Genomic DNA, 16,348 nt, shown 5'->3' with positions numbered 1-16,348 from the left:
TCAGCGGGCGATCAGGAAGACGACGAACGCAGCGATGAGGAAAACCGCCAACGTGCCCCACTTCATCAAAGCCGTAAAACCGTTGAAGGTTTGTACATGCGTTTGGATCTCGCCGGCGTTTTCACCTGTATCAGCCATTGATGCGCTCCTCTCCTAGGTGCTCGATGTCTTATACCCCTGCTTCGGCCACCCTCAACCCCGCCGCCCAAAGAACTGTTTCGGCCCTGCTTAAGCCGAACTTTACGCATCTGGTCTAACCGATGCGGCTCGAAACGGGACATTTGGGACTGGAGTCGGCATGACGCGGAACGGGCAACGTCTTTTGTTGCTGATCGATTCGGAACCGGCGCAGCGGCGCCTGGTGGCCGCGATCGCTTCGCGCCGTGGCTGGCGGACGATCTTCGCCGACGATGCGGAAAGCGCGCTGGCGACGCTCGGCACGCCCGACGGCCTCGCGGTCGACGCGATCCTGCTCGACCACCCCGCCTCGGATACCGATGCCGCAATCCTGATCGCCGAGCTGCGCGCCCGCCGACCGCACATGCCCATTCTGGTGCTCGCCGCCAACGGCTCGGTCGCCGCCGCCGTCGGCGCGATGCGCGCCGGTGCCAGCGACTTCCTGGTCAAGCCGATCGCCTCGGAGCGACTGCTCGCCGCGCTGGAGAGCGCGATGGGCGGCAGCAGCGCCGGCGAACTTCGACCCCTCACCGAGAAGCTTACCGCCAGTCTGGGCTTCGCCGAGATCGTTGGCTCCGCGCCGCAGTTTCGCGCGGCCCTGGCGGTCGCCGCCAAGGCCGCCCGCGCCCGCGTGCCGGTGCTGATCGAAGGCGAAAGCGGCGTCGGCAAGCATGTCGTGGCCGAAGCGATCCACGGCGCCTCGCCGCGCGCGCGCAAGGACCTTATCATCGTCAATTGCGGTTCGATCCCGGCCAACCAGGTCGAGTCGGAGCTGTTCGGCCATGAGGAAGGCGCCTTTACCGGCGCATTCGAGCGCAAGGTGGGCCGCCTCCAAGACGCCGAAGGTAGCACGATTTTCCTCGACGAAATCAGCGAGATGCCGCTCGAGGCGCAGGTCAAGCTGCTGCGTATGCTGCAGACTGGCGAGATCCAGCCGCTCGGCGCGCGCCATGCGCGTGAGGTCGATGTTCGCGTCGTTGCCGCCAGCAACGTGCCGCTGCTCGCCGAAGTGGAGGCGGGCCGTTTCCGCGAAGACCTCTATTACCGGCTCAACGTTGTCCAAGTGACGATCCCGCCGCTGCGCGAGCGCGCTGGCGATATCCCCGCGCTGGTCCGCCACCTGCTCGCGCGCATCGCGGAGCAACCGGGCTTGCGTCAGCTCGGCATCAGCGAGGACGCGCTGCAGCTACTCAGCGCCTATGACTGGCCGGGAAATGTCCGCCAGCTGCAGAACGCATTGTTCCGCGCGGCCGTGCTCTGCGACGAGGAAGGGCTGACGCGGGAGGACTTTCCGCAGATCGCCCAGATCGCGCAGGGCAAGCCGATGACCGCGGGCCCGGTGGCCAGCCAGTCGGGCATGGGCGGCATCACGCTGTTCCGCCCGGACGGCAATCTGCGCCCGCTCGACGAGATCGAGGCGGACGTGATTCGACTGGCGATCGGCCATTATCGCGGGCGGATGACCGAAGTCGCTCGCCGGCTCGGCATCGGCCGCTCGACACTCTACCGCAAGCTCGGCGAGCTGGGGATCGATCAGACCGCGGCATGAGGCGCGGTGAGCGCGGCGTCCTGCATGCCGCGCCACACCCGCAATGCCTGGACGCTTTCGAACACGTCGTGGACGCGCAGCAGCTGCAAGCCCAGCGCGGCCCCCTTCAGTGCCAGTGCCAGCGACCCGCCCAAGCGCTGCTCGGCCGGCGCCTCGTTGGCGAGCGCGCCGACCACGCGCTTGCGGCTGGCCCCCAGCAGGATCGGGCAGCCGAGGCCGTGGAACAGCGCCAGCCCGTTCATCAGTGCGAGATTGTCGGCCAGCAACTTGCCGAAGCCGATGCCGGGATCCACGACGATGCGCGACCGATCGACACCCGCGGCGACCGCCGCCTCCACGCGGGCCTCCAGCCAGTCATACACTTCCAGCAGCACGTCGGCGTAGGCACCCTTCCCCTTGGCACCGTGCTTGGGGTCGGCGGCATGCATTAGCACCACCGGACAGCCGGCCCGGGCGACCACCTCGAGCGCCCGATCGTCGTAGAGCAAGGCCGAGACATCGTTAACGATATGCGCGCCCGCCGCGAGCGCCGCCTCCATCACCGCGGCCTTGCGCGTGTCGATTGAGATCGCCGCGCCGCTTACCGCCAGCCGCTCGATCACCGGCACGACGCGGGCGATTTCGTCGCCTTCCCACACCGTTTCCGCACCGGGGCGAGTGGACTCGCCGCCGACATCGAGGATCGCGGCGCCGGCAATGCTCATGTCGACGCCCGACTGCGCGGCCGCCGCAGGGTCGCCCAGATGCTTGCCGCCGTCGGAGAAGCTGTCGGGCGTCATGTTGAGGATCGCCATCACCTGCGGCTGGTCGAAGCGCAGTGTGCGGGCGCCGAGGACCAGCGGCGGACGGGGAGCGGTGATGCGCGCGGCGATCGACGCCAGCCGGGGATCGGCTTCGGCCTCCGCAATGGAAATGGCGCGCTGGAGGACCCGCTTGCGATTCTCCACAGCGATCAGTTCATAGGCGGAGAACCACAGCAGCCCACCGGCCAACCGCGCGACCTCGCCGTCGCGGCCAACGGGGGTGTCGACGAACTGGATCGGGCGGAGGTACGGGCGCGCGGTAGCGGGAAGGTCTAGCATTCGCTCGTGCTACCGGCGCGACGCTCGCAATAAAAGCGCAACCCTCCCAACCTTCGCTCCCCTCCCGCAAGCGGGAGGGGGACTTGAAGGCAGAGGCTTACGGCTGCGTGGCGAGCAGGTACGTCTGGCGCAGCGCGTCGATCGGCTTGAGGCCGCCCTGATCCTCATAATGCCAGAAGGTCCAGCCGTTGCAGCTCGGCGCGCCCTGCAGCGTCGCACCCAGCTTGTGGATCGAGCCCGCCTGCCCGTCGCAGCTGAGCGAGCCGTCCGCGCCCACCGTCGCCCGCCAGCGGGACTTGTGGTCGCTGAGCACCGTGCCCGGCGCAAGATAGCCATTCTCGACCAGCTGGCCGAACGCCACGCGCGGCGCCGCCTTGGGGGCCTGCATCGTCTGCAGCGCGCTTTCGTCGAGCGGCAGGGCCGCCGCAATGCGCTCCAGCGCCGCTTCCACGTACACGCCCTCGCGATCGATGCCGATCCAGCGCCGGCCAAGGCGCTTGGCCACCGCACCGGTGGTGCCGGTGCCGAAGAACGGATCGAGCACCACGTCGCCCGGCTTGGTGCAGGAGAGCAGCACGCGGTACAGCAACGCCTCCGGCTTCTGCGTCGGGTGGACCTTGGTGCCGTTCTTCTTCAGCCGCTCCTGCCCGCTGCAGATCGGGAATTCCCAGTCGCTGCGCATCTGCAGTTCGTCGTTGAGCGTCTTCATCGAGCGATAGTTGAACGTGTAGCGCGACTTCTCGCCCTTCGACGCCCAGATCAGCGTCTCGTGCGCGTTGGTGAACCGGGTGCCCTTGAAGTTCGGCATCGGGTTGGCCTTGCGCCAGATGATGTCGTTGAGGATCCAGAAGCCCAGATCCTGGATCGCCGAGCCCACCTTGAAGATGTTGTGATAGCTGCCGATCACCCAGATCGTGCCGTCGTCCTTCAGGATGCGGCGCGCCTGCGCCAGCCATTCGCGGGTGAACTTGTCATAGGCGGCGAGGCTGTCGAACTTGTCCCACTCGTCGGTCACCGCATCGACATGGCTGCCGTCGGGACGGTTGAGGTCGCCGCCCAGCTGCAGGTTGTAGGGCGGATCGGCGAAGATCATGTCGATCGACTTGTCGGGCAGCCCGCGCATTGCCTCGATGCAATCCTGGCGCAGGATCGTGTTCAGCGGCAGCACGGCCGGCGCCTGCTTCGCGACGCGCGCACCCGCCCGTTTGACCTTCTCCAGCACGCCCATGAATCATTGCCCCTTCGCCCAAAAGGCATCCCTATTCGGGGCCGAGCGACTCCTCCGTCAAGAGGGGGGATCGACGGGTGGTGACCCGAAGCAGGTATTTGGCCGGGCGGAACATTTCGGCACCCGCCATATCTTGAGTCAAGAAGTTATCCACAGGCCCAAGCGCTGGTAGGTGTGGCGTGAAAGACTCAGTTTCAGTCCTGTGAAAATTTTCCCCGCCTGTGGATAAGCTGGAACGTTCCGCAAACGATTCAGCCGATCGCGATGGCCTCGCCGCCGCCCGCGACGCTCGCCGCGAGCCGCGCCCGGGCCTGAGTGAACAGCCCCATTTCGTACAGTGCCTGCGCCTCGCGGCCGAACCACTCGGCCTCGCCGCCGAATCGGATGCGCGCCGCCACGCACAGTGCCACGCGGACCTCCCACGACGTACCTGCGGCGGTGATGGCCGCGCGAACCGCCTTGCGGCTCGCCCGTACGCCCAGCATGTCCGACGGCAGCCGCACCGCCAGCGCCCGCTGGCGCCACGGCGCGATCTCGCCGAGATCCGCATAGTCGCTGGCCAGCGCGGGATCGCGCAGCGTCTCGAGGAAGGCGACATGCAGCGGATGTGCGGGATCGGTGAGCGCGGCACCATCGCCGAAGCGGAAGCGGATCGCGCCCAGTCCCCGCGATTCGGCATAGCGGACCATCGCCGCCATCTCGTGGAAGCTCGCCGGCCCGACGATCGCCTCGCGGAGCAGTTCGGCCAGCACCGGGTCGTAGCGCGTCACCGGCTGAAATCCGCCAGTCGTCCCCCGTATCATGCTGCCCAGATATGCCATGCCCGCTCCTCCCGCTGCTATCCTCCCATTGTAGGACGGCGACGGGAGCGCAGGGCGCACTAGGCAAAATTTGCCGGGTTATTCGGCGGCAATCGGCCCGAAATCGAGATGCGCCTGCGCGACCGGAGCGAAACTACGGCGGTGGTGGGGCGTAGGGCCGAGCGCGCGCAGCGCCTCCTGATGGGCCTTGCCGCCATAGCCTTTGTTCGAGGCCCAGCCATAGCCCGGGAATTGCGCGTCCAGCGCCACCATCATGCAGTCTCGGCGATGCTTGGCGACGATCGAAGCCGCCGCGATCGACAGGCAGAGCGCGTCGCCGCTGACGACCGCCGCGCTGCGATGCTCCCATTTGGGGCAGCGATTGCCGTCGACCAGCACGAAGGCCGGCGCGAAGCCCAGCGACTCCACCGCGCGTGTCATCGCCAGCATCGTCGCCCACAGGATGTTGAGCCGGTCGATCTCCTCGACGCTGGCGATGCCCACGCCAACCTTGGCGCAGGCAAGCAGTTCCTCGCACAGCCTGGCACGCTTGGCTGCGGTCAGCGCCTTGGAGTCGTTGATCCCGTCGGGAATGCAATCCGGGTCCAGTACCACCGCCGCGGCGACCACCGGACCGGCCAGCGGGCCACGGCCAGCCTCGTCCACCCCGGCTACGGGGCCGGCGTGAAGCTGGAAATAACGGGTTTCGTGTGAAAGGTCAGGCATCGTCCTCGATCCGCCATGGCGGAAAGCGGCGCATCTCGCCAGCCTGATAGAGACGAACCGCATTGCCCGCGGGATCACGCAGCCGCGCCTCGCGCCAGCCCCATTTCTCGTCCCGGGGCTCCTGCTCGAAGCGGAAGCCCTGTTGCTGGAGATAGGCGACCGTCACGTCGAGATCGCCGCATTCGAAATACACCACCGGCGCGGTGTATGCTTCATCCGTCGCGATCGAGAAGGTCGCGCCGCCCTCGGTCTCGAACCGAGCATAGCGGGGAGACGCCCGCACCACCTGCCGCAGCCCGAGCAGTCGGTAAAAGCGCTCGCTCGCGGCCAGATCCTGCGCCGGCACGGTCACCTGGTTCAGCATGGGCTCGAAAAAGCTCATGTTGAGGTCGAGCCGAACCGCTTGCTGCGCCATCGGGCCATGCCCGCGGCCCAACCCCTCGGCCTCGCGCATCGCGATCCGCACAAAGCGCCGCGCCCGACTCACCGCCTCCGGCAGATCCCACTCGCAGGCCAGCCCGCAGGCGATCGCGGAGGCGAGCGTGCAGCCCGTGCCATGCGTGTTTTCGGTGTCAATTTTGGGGTCGCGCCATTCGATCTGTGGTGGGTCCTCCGGGTCGGCCGAGTAAAGGATGTCGACCACCTCGGGGCCCGCGCCGTGGCCGCCCTTGACCAGCACCGCGCACCGATGCGCGGCGACGATTTCATGCGGACCGCGACCCAGCGCCTCCATCTCGGGGAGATTAGGCGTGATCACGGTTGCTCGATCCATCAGCCGCTCGAACGCGGCGACGGTCGCCTCGTCGGCCAGCCGTGCGCCGCTGGTGGCAACCATCACCGGATCGAACACCACCGGGACGCCCGGCAGTTCGGCCAGCCGCTCGGCCACCGCAAGCGCGGTGCGGGCAGAGCCGATCATGCCGATCTTCACCGCATCGACGCCGATGTCGCGTACCACCGAATCGATCTGCGCGATCACCATGTCGCTCGGCACCGGGTGCACCGCCTGCACGCCCACCGTGTTCTGCGCCGTGATCGCGGTGATTGCGGTCATCGCGTGACCGCCCAGCATGGTGACGGTCTTGATGTCCGCCTGGATCCCGGCGCCGCCGCCGGAATCCGAACCTGCGATGATGAGGACACGTGCGGCCATGGCCTTACCCCTTGTATTTGCGCTCGGTGGACGCCGGGTGGCGCCGCAAGGCATCGCCGACCCGCACGGGTCGGTCGAGCAGTTCGCCGCCGCAATTCGGGCAGCGTTCGTCCATGTCGTCGGCGCATTCCGCGCAGAAGGTGCATTCGAACGAGCAGATGAACGCACCCCCGGCATCGGGCGGCAGATCGGTGCCGCAGCGTTCGCAGTCAGGCCGCATTTCCAGCATTCGGCATCCTTCAATTGCTCCCCTCCCGCTTGCGGGAGGGCTTGGGGGAGCGTGTACGGTGGAGGTTCTGGCTGCCGCACTTTCGCCCGCTACGCGCACCCACCCTCCCCTACCCCCTCCCGCAAGCGGGAGGGGGAATTATTGCTCCTCAGGCCGCAGCCTCGCGCACGGCGTCGCACACCCGGTCGACCACCGCTTCCACCTCCGCCTTGTCGTCGCCTTCGGCCATGACGCGAATTACGGGCTCGGTGCCCGAAGCGCGGATCACGAGCCGCCCACGGCCCTTCAGCTCGTCTTCCGCTGCGCTGATCACTGCCTGCACGCGCGCATCCTCGAGCGGCTTGCCGCCGGCGAAGCGGACGTTCTTGAGCAGTTGCGGCAGCGGCTCGAAACGGTGGAGCACCTCGCTCGCGGGTGCGCCGGCACGGACGATCTCGGCCAGTACCTGCAGCGCCGCAACCAGCCCGTCGCCTGTCGTCGCATAATCGGAAAGAATGATGTGCCCGCTCTGCTCGCCGCCGACATTATAACCCAAGCCACGCATCTTCTCGAGCACATAGCGATCGCCCACCTTGGTGCGCACCAACCCGAGGCCCTGTGCGCTAAGGTGGCGCTCCAGCCCAAGATTGGACATGACGGTCGCGACCAGCCCACCGCCGGCAAGCTTGCCCTGCCGCGCCCAGCCGGTGGCGATCAGCGCCATCAGCTGGTCGCCGTCGATCACCCGACCGGTTTCGTCGACAACGATCAGCCGGTCCGCATCGCCGTCGAGCGCGATGCCCATCGCCGCGCCCGAGCCGACCACCGTCTCGCTCAATACTTGCGGCGCGGTCGAGCCGACCCCGTCGTTGATGTTCTTGCCGTTGGGGCTGACGCCGATCGACACGACCTGCGCGCCCAATTCCCACAAGGCGGAAGGCGCCACCTGATAGGCCGCGCCGTTGGCGCAATCGACCACCACCTTGAGGCCATCCAGCGTCAGATCCGACGGGAAGGTCGACTTGGCGAAGTGAATATAGCGGCCGCGAGCGTCCTCGACGCGGCGCGCACGACCAATATCAGCAGAAGCGGCGAGCGGCACCTCGCCGTCGATGAGCGCCTCGATCGCCTCTTCATCCGCATCGGAAAGCTTGAACCCGTCCGGGCCGAACAGCTTGATGCCGTTGTCGGCATAGGGATTGTGGCTGGCGGAGATCATCACGCCCAGATCGGCGCGCATCGAATGGGTGAGCATCGCCACCGCAGGCGTCGGCATCGGGCCAACCAGAACCACGTCCATGCCGACGCTGGTGAAGCCCGCAACCATCGCATTTTCGAGCATATAGCCGGAAAGACGGGTGTCCTTGCCGATCACCACGCGGTGGCGGTGATCGCCGCGCCGGAAATGCGCGCCGGCGGCCATGCCCACTTTCATCGCCATCGCGGCGGTCATTGGGGAGAAGTTGGTGGCGCCACGGATGCCGTCGGTGCCGAAATATTTTCTTGCCATGTGCTTCGTTCTCGCGCCCTTGTCGCGTTGTGTGCGTGCTGTGATAGCGGCGAAAATCTCAAAGGGCGAGCATGTCGCAACCTACTCGTATTCTTCTTTCCCTGCTGGCCGGGCTCGCGGTTGGTGCCGCGCTGGCGGCGTTCTCGCCGCAATGGGGTCTCACGGTCGCCGGCTGGGCGCAGCCGGTCGGCCAGGCATGGCTCAACGGTCTGCAGATGACGATCGTACCGCTGGTCGTGGCGCTGTTGATCACCGGCGTCACCGCCACCGCCGAAGCCGCCGCCGCGGGTCGCCTCGCCGGGCGCGCGATTGCGCTTTACGTCGCGCTGTTGTTCTGCTCGGCAGCCGTCGCCGCGCTGTTGACGCCGCTGTTCCTGCACCTTGCTCCGCTGCCACAGGAATCGGCAGCAAGCCTGCGCGCCGCTTTGGTGGGCGCCGAGAAGATCGGCCCGGTACCACCGATCGGCGAGTTTCTGGCCGCGATCGTCCCCGCCAACATCGTGAAGGCGGCGGCGGAAAACGCGTTCATTTCGCTGATCATCTTTTCGCTGGTCTTCGCCTTCGCGATCACGCGCGTCAGCGTCGAGGCGAGAACGCAGCTCACGAGCTTCTTCGTTGCGATCCGCGACGTGATGCTGGTGGTGATCGACTGGGTATTGTGGATCGGCCCGATCGGCGTGTTCGCCTTGGCGCTCGTCGTAGGGGCGAAAGCGGGCACCGGCGCGTTCGGCGCGCTGCTCCACTATATCCTGATCGTTTCCGCCGTCGGGCTGGTCGTCACGCTGTTTGCCTATCCCGCTGCCGTGTTCGGTGGGAAGATCGGCCTCGCCCGCATGTTCCGCGCCGCACTGCCTAGCCAGGCGGTAGCGCTGAGCACTCAATCCTCGCTCGCCACGCTACCCGTGATGATCGAGGGGGCAGAGGAGGTTGGCGTGCCGGTTGCGGTCTCGGGCGTGACCATGCCGCTGGCCGTCGCGATCTTCCGCTCGACCGGGCCGGCGATGAACTTCGCCGTCGCGATCTATGTCGCCGAATGGTTCGGCGTGCCGTTGCACCCCGCAACGCTGGCTGTGGGCGTGGTAATCGCTACACTGACGTCGCTCGGCTCGGTGAGCCTGCCGGGAACGGTGAGCTATATCAGCGCCATCTCCCCGGTCGCCGCGACGATCGGCGCCCCGATCGCTCCGCTCGGCCTGCTGGTTGCCGTCGAGACCCTGCCCGACATCATGCGCACCGTCGGCAACGTTACCTGGGATCTGGCGACGACGATGTGGCTGTCGCGCAAGGCGGGCACCCAACAGGCATCGGGCGAGGCGATCCTGCGCCACGAGGTCTGAGGGATGCGCCTCCCCTCAGGGAGAGGCGCCCCGCCCTTACTTCAGCAGCACCAGTTCCTCGGCCATGGTCGGGTGCAGCGCGACGGTTGCGTCGAACGCGTCCTTGGTGAGCCCCGCTTTCACCGCCACTGCGGCGGCCTGCAGGATTTCCGGCGCGTCCGGGCCGATCATGTGCAGGCCCACCACCTTGCCGGTCACGCCGTCGCAGATCATCTTGTAGAGCGACCGCTCGTGCCGCCCGGCGAGGACGTTCTTCATCGCGCGGAAGTCCGAGGTGTAGACCTTGACCGAGCCGAGCTGGTTGCGCGCCTCGCCCTCGGTCATGCCCACCGACGCGATCGGCGGGTGGCTGAACACCGCGCTCGGGATGCAGTGGTAATCCACCTGGTGCGGCTTGCCGCCGAACAGCGTGTCGGCAAAGGCCTGGCCCTCTCGGATCGCCACGGGCGTCAGCTGCACGCGATCGGTTACGTCGCCCACCGCATAGATGCTGCCGACGGTGCTGCGGTTGTCGGCATCGACCTTGACCGCGCCGCGCTCGTTGAGTTCGACGCCGACGGTCTCGAGGCCCAGCCCCTTGGTGTTGGGCACGCGACCCGTCGCGAACAGCACGCAATCGACTTCGATCGGATCATGCCCGCTCGTCGAGACCAGCAGGCTGCCATCGGCCTGCTTCTCGATCTTCTCGAATTCGGCGAAGAAACGGAACTCGATGCCCTTGGTCATCGAGATCTGGAGCAGCCGGTCGCGGACCTGTGCATCATAGCCGCGCAGGATCACGTCGGAGCGATTGACCAGCGTCACCTTCGATCCGAACTCGTTGAAGATGCCGGCGAATTCGTTGGCAATATAGCCGCCGCCGGCGATCAGCACGCGCTTGGGCAGTGCCTCCAGATGGAAGACCTCGTTCGAGGTGATGCCATGCTCGCTGCCGGGGAAGCTCGGGACATGCGGATGCGCGCCGGTGGCGATCAGGATCGTCTTGGCAGAGACTACCTTGCCGCTTGCCAGCGTGACTTCGTTCGGGCCGGTGATGACGGCACGCTCGTGGAAGATCTCGACGCCGTTATTCTCCAGCCCCTGGGTGTAGAGGCCGTTGAGCCGATCGACGTCCGCCAGCACATTGTCACGGAGCGTCGGCCAGTGGAAATGGCAGTCGGGCACGTCCCAGCCGAAGCGGCGCGCGTCCTTCAGGTCTTCGGCGAAATGCGCGCCGAAGATCAGGAGCTTCTTGGGCACGCAGCCGCGAATCACGCAGGTGCCGCCGACGCGATACTCCTCCGCCACCGCAACCTTGGCGCCGTACGCCGCCGACATGCGCGAGGCGCGCGTACCGCCGGAGCCCGCGCCGATCACGAACAGGTCGAAGTCATAGTCGGACATGGGTCACTCCGGTGATGCGCCGGCACGAACGGCCGGAAGAAGGGGTCGAGGGGAAGATAGGGTGCGACGCCCGAAAACAAGGGCGCCGCATGCCGCTCACCGCTTGCGGACGAACTCGGCGCGCAGGACGAGGCCCTTGATGCCGTCGAACTTGCAGTCGATTTCCTGCGCGTCGCCCGTGAGACGGATCGACTTGATCAGCGTGCCGCGCTTGAGCGTCTGGCCCGCGCCCTTGACGGTCAGGTCCTTGATCAGCGTGACCTGATCGCCGTCCTGCAGCAGGTTGCCGACCGAATCGCGCACTTCCACCACGTCCGCCGCTTCGGCCTTGGCCGCGGCCTCGGCGGCGGGGACCCACTCCCCGCTCGCCTCGTCATAGACATATTCGTCGTCGCCGCTCACGCGCCGAACGCCCGCTGGATCAGGTCGTTGGTGGAGGGATCGAAGTCGAGCCCGCCTTTGTCGGCCGCCTTGGCCATTTCCTTGCCCAGCTCGACGCCGAACTGGTCGAACGGATTGATGCCGAGCAGCACCGCGTTCACGAACACGCGGTGCTCGTAGAAGGCGATCAGCGCGCCCAGCGTGCGCGGGTCGACGGCGTCGAGCAGCAGCGTCGACGACGGACGGTCTCCCGGATAGCTTCGCGCGGGATCTTCATGCCCCTTGCCGGCCATCAGCGCCGCGCCTTGCGCGAACATGTTGAGCAGCAACTGGCGGTGATGGTCCTCGGCCAGCGCATCGCCTGCCTCGATCACGCCGACGAATTCGAGCGGCACCAGATGCGTGCCCTGGTGGAGCAGCTGGAACACGGCGTGCTGCGCATCCGTGCCGACACCGCCCCAGGTGATCGCCGCGGTCGGGTAGGTCACCGCCTCGCCCTCGGCGGTGACGCGCTTGCCGTTCGATTCCATCTCCAGCTGCTGAAGATAGCTCGGCAGCAGCCGCAGCCGCTCGTCATAGGCGAAGGTCGCGCGGGTCTCGCAGCCGCGCGCCTGACTGTAATAGAGATCGGCGAATGCCGCGAGCGCCGGGGCATTCTGGGCAAGATCGGTCAACCGGAAATGGCGGTCCATCTCAGCCGCGCCTTCCAGCAGTTCCTCGAATGCGTCCCAGCCCAGCGCCAGCGCCGCCGGGAAGCCGATCGACGACCACAGCGAATAGCGGCCGCCGACGCTCTCGAAGAAGGGCAGCACGCGTGTCTCGTCGACGCCCCATTCCACGGCCTTGTCCGGCGAAGCGGTGAGCGCCACCACTTGGCCATAAGGATCCTCGACCCCACCTTCGGCCATCCAGGCGAGCGCGCTCTGGGCGTTGAGCATCGTCTCGGTCGTCGTGAAGGTCTTGCTGGCGATCACCAGCAGCGTCGCCTGCGGATCGAACGCGTCCATCGCGTCTTCCAGCGCCACGCCGTCGACATTGGAGACGATCGCCACGTCATAGCGGTCCATGTCGCGACCCAGCGCGCTCACCAGCAGATCCGGCCCCAGCGCGGAGCCGCCGATGCCGATATGGAGAATGTGGCGGATCGGCCCCAGTGCCTCGGCCTCGATCGCATCGATCAGCGCGCGCATCCGCGCGTGCTGGCTGCGGGCGCGGGCCACGCTCTCGGGCGCGCCTTCATAGCGCTCGGCGGTGTGCTCGGCAGCGCGGCCTTCGGTGACGTTGACCACCTCACCCGCGAACAGCGCGTCGCGCTTGGCGGTAAAATCCATCTGCTGCGCCAGCGCGGCGAAGGCCGACACGGCCTCGGGCGTCAGGTGGGTCTTGGACCAGTCGAAATGGATGCCGGCGACATCGACGTTCAGCCGCGACAGCCGATCGGCATCGGCAGCGAACAGGTCGGTGAGCGTGGTCTGGGGAAGGGCTTGGATCGGCGTCCAGTCGGGCAAGGCCATGTTCATCTCCTTGGTGGCAGGGCTCCCCTATCGTCCCGCACCGGCCCATTCCAGCCTCATTCCGCCGCTTGACCTCCCCGCCGCGCCCTAGCAGAGCAGTGCCCATGGAAACGCCCGCCTCCACCGAACCCGTCGCCGCGCGCCCCGAAACCGTTCAAGCGCCTGCAGCAAAGCCGGAAAAGCCGAAGTCGGAGTGGCGGGATCTCGCCACCTTCCTGCTCAAGCTGGCGCTGATCGTGTTCGTGGTGCGCAGCTTCGTCTTCTCGCCGTTCAGCATTCCGAGCGAGTCGATGCTGCCGCGGCTGCTGATCGGCGACTATCTGTTCATCACCAAGTGGAACTATGGCTATTCCAAGCACTCGCTGCCGTGGAGCCTGCCGCTGATCCCGGGCCGCATCCTGCCGCGCGATCCCGCCCGCGGCGACGTGGTGGTGTTCAAGGCGCCCAACCATAATGGCGAGGACTGGATCAAGCGCGTCATCGGCCTGCCCGGCGACACGATCGAGATGGTCAATGGCCAGGTGATCCTCAACGGCAAGCCGGTGCCCAAGCAGCGCATCGCAGACTTCGTGCTACCGATCACGCCGAACTTCACCCATTGCCCGACGCAGTTCCAGACTGCGGACGCCAAGGGTGCGCCAATCTGCCGCATCCCGCAGTTCCGCGAGACGCTGCCCAACGGCAAGCAGTATAACGTGCTCGACCAGGACAATCTGCCGCAGGACAACACCCAGGTGTACACCGTCCCCGCCGGCCATGTGTTCCTGATGGGCGACAACCGCGACAATTCCACCGACAGCCGCTTCCAGCAGCCGCCCTATGGCTCGGGCATCGGCTTCGTGCCGATCGAGAATATCGAGGGCAAGGCGGTCGTGAACTTCTGGTCGACCGATGGCGGCGCCAATTGGCTGCTGCCCTGGACCTGGTTCACTGCGGCGCGGTGGAGCCGCATCGGAGAAGGCTTCTGAGCGTCCCCGACCTGGGCGGCTGGGTCACGAAGACCTTCGGCCGCCCCGCCAAAGACCTTCCCGCCTTCCAGCGGGCGCTGACCCATGGCAGCCAGGCCGCGGGCAACTACCAGCGGCTCGAATTTCTCGGTGACCGGGTGCTCGGCCTGATCGTCGCCGAATGGCTGTTCGAACGCTTCCCGGAGGAGCCGGAAGGCGCGCTTTCCCGCCGCCTGAACTCGCTGGTCACCGGCCCGGTCTGCGCCGATGTCGCGCGCGAACTGGGCGTGGTGCCGCATCTCCGCCTCGGCAAGCAGGCGCGCGACGACGGTGCGGCGGACAGCGACAATGTGCTGGGCGACGTGATGGAGGCACTGATCGGCGCTTGGTATCGCGAGGCCGGACTCGATGCGGCGCGTGCCTTTGTGCGCCACGCCTGGGGCAACCGCATCGACGAACACGCCAAGGCACCCAAGCACCCCAAGTCGGCACTCCAGGAATGGGCCGCCGCGCGCAATCGCCGGCCCCCCGAATATGAGATCGTCGACCGCTCGGGGCCCAACCACGCCCCGCGCTTCACGGTGAAGGTGTCGATCGGCAAGCTAGCCGAAGCTAGTGCCGAGGGCAGCAACAAGCAGGAAGCCGAAACCGCCGCGGCGGCGGCGCTGCTGGCGAAGCTGGGCGGCTGAACTGTCTCAAGCCCTCCCCTTCAGGGGGGGGGTTGGGGTGGGGCTGTGTCTCACCGAGACCAACCTCTGTTCTTGAAACCCCTCCTCCAAGGAGGAGGGGCTTAAACAGGCTAAGCCAGCGACGACACGCCCCCTCGCTCCCAACCCCATTCCCCAGTACAACCGGAACCCATGACCGAACCCACCACCCCCCAATCCTGCGGCGTCGTCGCGATTCTCGGCGCGCCGAACGCGGGCAAGTCGACTTTGGTCAATGCCCTGGTCGGCCAGAAGGTCGCCATCGTCAGCCCCAAGGCGCAGACCACCCGCGCCCGCGTGATGGGCATCGCCATCGAGGGCGACACCCAGATCATCCTGGTCGACACCCCCGGCATCTTCGAGCCCGAGCGTCGACTCGATCGCGCCATGGTCGCCGCCGCCTGGGACGGCACCGACGGCGCCGACCTCGTCGCGCTGGTCGTCGACGGCAAGGGTGGCATCGGCCCCAAGGTCCATGCGGTGATCGACAGCCTGCGCGGCCGCAAGGGGCGCAAGGTCCTGATCCTCAACAAGGTCGACATCGCCGACAAGCCGCGCCTGCTCGGCCATGCCGCCAAGCTCAACGAGGCGCTGGCGTTCGACGAGACCTATTTCGTCTCGGCGCAGACCGGCGACGGCGTGCCCGAACTCAAGGCCGCGCTGGCCGGCGCGATGCCCCAAGGCGACTGGCACTTCCCCGAGGACCAGGTTTCGGACGCCACCGATCGCATGCTCGCCGCCGAAGTGACGCGCGAGCAGCTCTACCTGCAGCTCCATGCCGAGCTGCCTTATGCCAGCGCGATCGAGACCGAGAAGTATAGCGAGCGCGAGGACGGCTCCGTCGAGATCCATCAGCAGATCCTCGTCGCGCGCGACACCCAACGCGCGATCGTGCTCGGCAAGGGCGGCCAGCGGCTGAAGGAAATCGGCAGCCGCGCGCGCGCCGAACTGTCGAAGCTGCTCGGCGTGCCGGTGCATCTGTACCTGCACGTCAAGGTCAACCCGAAATGGGAAGAGGATCGCAGCCTCTACCGCGACATCGGGCTCGACTGGGTCGACTGACGCCCGCCGAAGCCGAGGACGGCACCGCGCCGTTCTGCATAGACTAGAGCTCCCCCGCCGGCCTGCCGTCGCGCCCCGCGTGGCGGCGGCGGCCTGGTCCGCAAGGACCTGCCGAGCAGGCGCGCAGCCGCAGCCTTTTCCTACCGGAACGACCGCGCGCCCCGGGGCCGCGGATGAAACCTGGCGCACGCGCCGCGGATCGTTGGGCGGGCGCGTCACGTCATGTCCTGCGGGTACGACCGCCTGGCGGTCATGATGCCCCACAAGGCCATCCTGCGTGCGGGGCCCGCTCTGCTAGCTCCTTCCCAGGATCAGCCCGTCAATCGCATCGCTTCCGCGGTGGCGCGGCAGCGCATCGGCCCCGCTACGGCACCGACGGGTGGCTTGGAAATCAAGCGCAGCGGCGGCGGCCATGGATCGCGGCTGGCAGCCGGGACGCACGGCGAGCATCGTCAGCGCGCGAGGGGCGCGCTGGGGTGTGGCGGAAACGACAAAAGCCGCCGGCCCTGGGGGGCTGGCGGCTTTTGTGGTGATTGGTTGCGGGGGCAGGATTTGAACCTGCGGCCTTCAGGTTATGAGCCTGA

Annotated in this window: 16 protein-coding genes; 5 read left to right on the top strand and 11 right to left on the bottom strand. The window is 67.2% G+C overall.

The features are described from left to right. A complete protein-coding gene (locus RT655_RS17900) occupies positions 1 to 138 on the bottom strand; it encodes an aa3-type cytochrome c oxidase subunit IV (protein WP_313539483.1) in 138 nt (45 codons plus the stop codon). Between the two features lie 160 nt (positions 139 to 298). On the opposite strand from RT655_RS17900, the gene RT655_RS17895 reads away from it, so the two are divergent. Then, the gene (locus RT655_RS17895; RefSeq protein WP_313539481.1) at positions 299 to 1,726 is read left to right on the top strand and encodes a sigma-54 dependent transcriptional regulator; all 1,428 of its coding nucleotides are present in this window, start codon (positions 299 to 301) and stop codon (positions 1,724 to 1,726) included. Here the strand turns inward: RT655_RS17895 and folP are convergent. The 7 genes from folP to glmM all read right to left on the bottom strand — a co-directional run bounded on the left by folP (position 1,711) and on the right by glmM (position 8,433). Next, positions 1,711 to 2,808: a dihydropteroate synthase gene (gene folP, locus RT655_RS17890; protein WP_313539479.1), complete on the bottom strand. Its 1,098-nt coding sequence runs from the start codon at positions 2,806 to 2,808 to the stop codon at positions 1,711 to 1,713. The two genes, RT655_RS17895 and folP, sit on opposite strands and share 16 nt — an antisense overlap. A 97-nt stretch (positions 2,809 to 2,905) precedes the next feature. Next, entirely contained in the window at positions 2,906 to 4,036 is a 1,131-nt protein-coding gene (locus RT655_RS17885; RefSeq protein ID WP_313539477.1) for a site-specific DNA-methyltransferase, read from the bottom strand. Between the two features lie 251 nt (positions 4,037 to 4,287). Further along, entirely contained in the window at positions 4,288 to 4,857 is a 570-nt protein-coding gene (locus tag RT655_RS17880; RefSeq protein ID WP_313539475.1) for a hypothetical protein, read from the bottom strand. A gap of 78 nt (positions 4,858 to 4,935) precedes the next feature. Continuing rightward, the gene (locus RT655_RS17875; RefSeq protein WP_313539472.1) at positions 4,936 to 5,562 is read right to left on the bottom strand and encodes a ribonuclease HII; all 627 of its coding nucleotides are present in this window, start codon (positions 5,560 to 5,562) and stop codon (positions 4,936 to 4,938) included. Next, entirely contained in the window at positions 5,555 to 6,715 is a 1,161-nt protein-coding gene (thiD, locus tag RT655_RS17870; protein ID WP_313539469.1) for a bifunctional hydroxymethylpyrimidine kinase/phosphomethylpyrimidine kinase, read from the bottom strand. The genes RT655_RS17875 and thiD overlap by 8 nt, the downstream gene beginning before the upstream one ends. Positions 6,716 to 6,719: 4 nt before the next feature. Further along, positions 6,720 to 6,944, bottom strand: coding sequence for a DUF1272 domain-containing protein (locus RT655_RS17865; RefSeq protein ID WP_313539466.1), 225 nt, complete (start codon positions 6,942 to 6,944; stop codon positions 6,720 to 6,722). Between the two features lie 148 nt (positions 6,945 to 7,092). Further along, positions 7,093 to 8,433: a phosphoglucosamine mutase gene (gene glmM, locus RT655_RS17860; RefSeq protein ID WP_313539463.1), complete on the bottom strand. Its 1,341-nt coding sequence runs from the start codon at positions 8,431 to 8,433 to the stop codon at positions 7,093 to 7,095. A gap of 71 nt (positions 8,434 to 8,504) precedes the next feature. Here glmM and RT655_RS17855 point away from each other — a divergent pair, with 71 nt between their 5' ends. Then, positions 8,505 to 9,770 (top strand): dicarboxylate/amino acid:cation symporter, encoded by a 1,266-nt coding sequence (locus RT655_RS17855; RefSeq protein ID WP_313539460.1) that lies wholly within the window; start codon positions 8,505 to 8,507, stop codon positions 9,768 to 9,770. A gap of 36 nt (positions 9,771 to 9,806) precedes the next feature. Here RT655_RS17855 and gorA read toward each other — a convergent pair whose 3' ends face one another. From gorA to pgi, 3 genes are all read right to left on the bottom strand, one after another. Continuing rightward, complete coding sequence (gorA, locus tag RT655_RS17850) at positions 9,807 to 11,153, bottom strand: glutathione-disulfide reductase (protein ID WP_313539457.1); 1,347 nt, start codon at positions 11,151 to 11,153, stop codon at positions 9,807 to 9,809. Between the two features lie 96 nt (positions 11,154 to 11,249). Then, complete coding sequence (locus RT655_RS17845) at positions 11,250 to 11,555, bottom strand: alkylphosphonate utilization protein (protein WP_313539454.1); 306 nt, start codon at positions 11,553 to 11,555, stop codon at positions 11,250 to 11,252. Further along, positions 11,552 to 13,048 carry a glucose-6-phosphate isomerase gene (pgi, locus tag RT655_RS17840; protein WP_313539451.1) on the bottom strand — a complete coding sequence of 499 codons (1,497 nt, stop codon included), beginning with the start codon at positions 13,046 to 13,048 and terminating at the stop codon, positions 11,552 to 11,554. The genes RT655_RS17845 and pgi overlap by 4 nt, the downstream gene beginning before the upstream one ends. 104 nt (positions 13,049 to 13,152) lie before the next feature. Between pgi and lepB the strand changes: the two genes are divergently transcribed. The 3 genes from lepB (at position 13,153) to era (ending at position 15,764) form a co-directional block, all read left to right on the top strand. After that, positions 13,153 to 14,016 (top strand): signal peptidase I, encoded by an 864-nt coding sequence (gene lepB, locus RT655_RS17835; protein WP_313539448.1) that lies wholly within the window; start codon positions 13,153 to 13,155, stop codon positions 14,014 to 14,016. Between the two features lie 11 nt (positions 14,017 to 14,027). After that, complete coding sequence (rnc, locus tag RT655_RS17830; RefSeq protein ID WP_313539798.1) at positions 14,028 to 14,684, top strand: ribonuclease III; 657 nt, start codon at positions 14,028 to 14,030, stop codon at positions 14,682 to 14,684. 171 nt (positions 14,685 to 14,855) lie between these two features. Next, positions 14,856 to 15,764: a GTPase Era gene (era, locus tag RT655_RS17825; RefSeq protein ID WP_313539445.1), complete on the top strand. Its 909-nt coding sequence runs from the start codon at positions 14,856 to 14,858 to the stop codon at positions 15,762 to 15,764. Positions 15,765 to 16,348: the final 584 nt, after the last annotated feature.

The sequence above is a fragment of the Sphingomonas sp. genome (genome assembly GCF_032114135.1).
Taxonomy (GTDB): domain Bacteria; phylum Pseudomonadota; class Alphaproteobacteria; order Sphingomonadales; family Sphingomonadaceae; genus Sphingomonas.
Note: the sequence above shows the minus strand (reverse complement) of the source record. Positions and strands in the feature narration are given on the sequence as shown.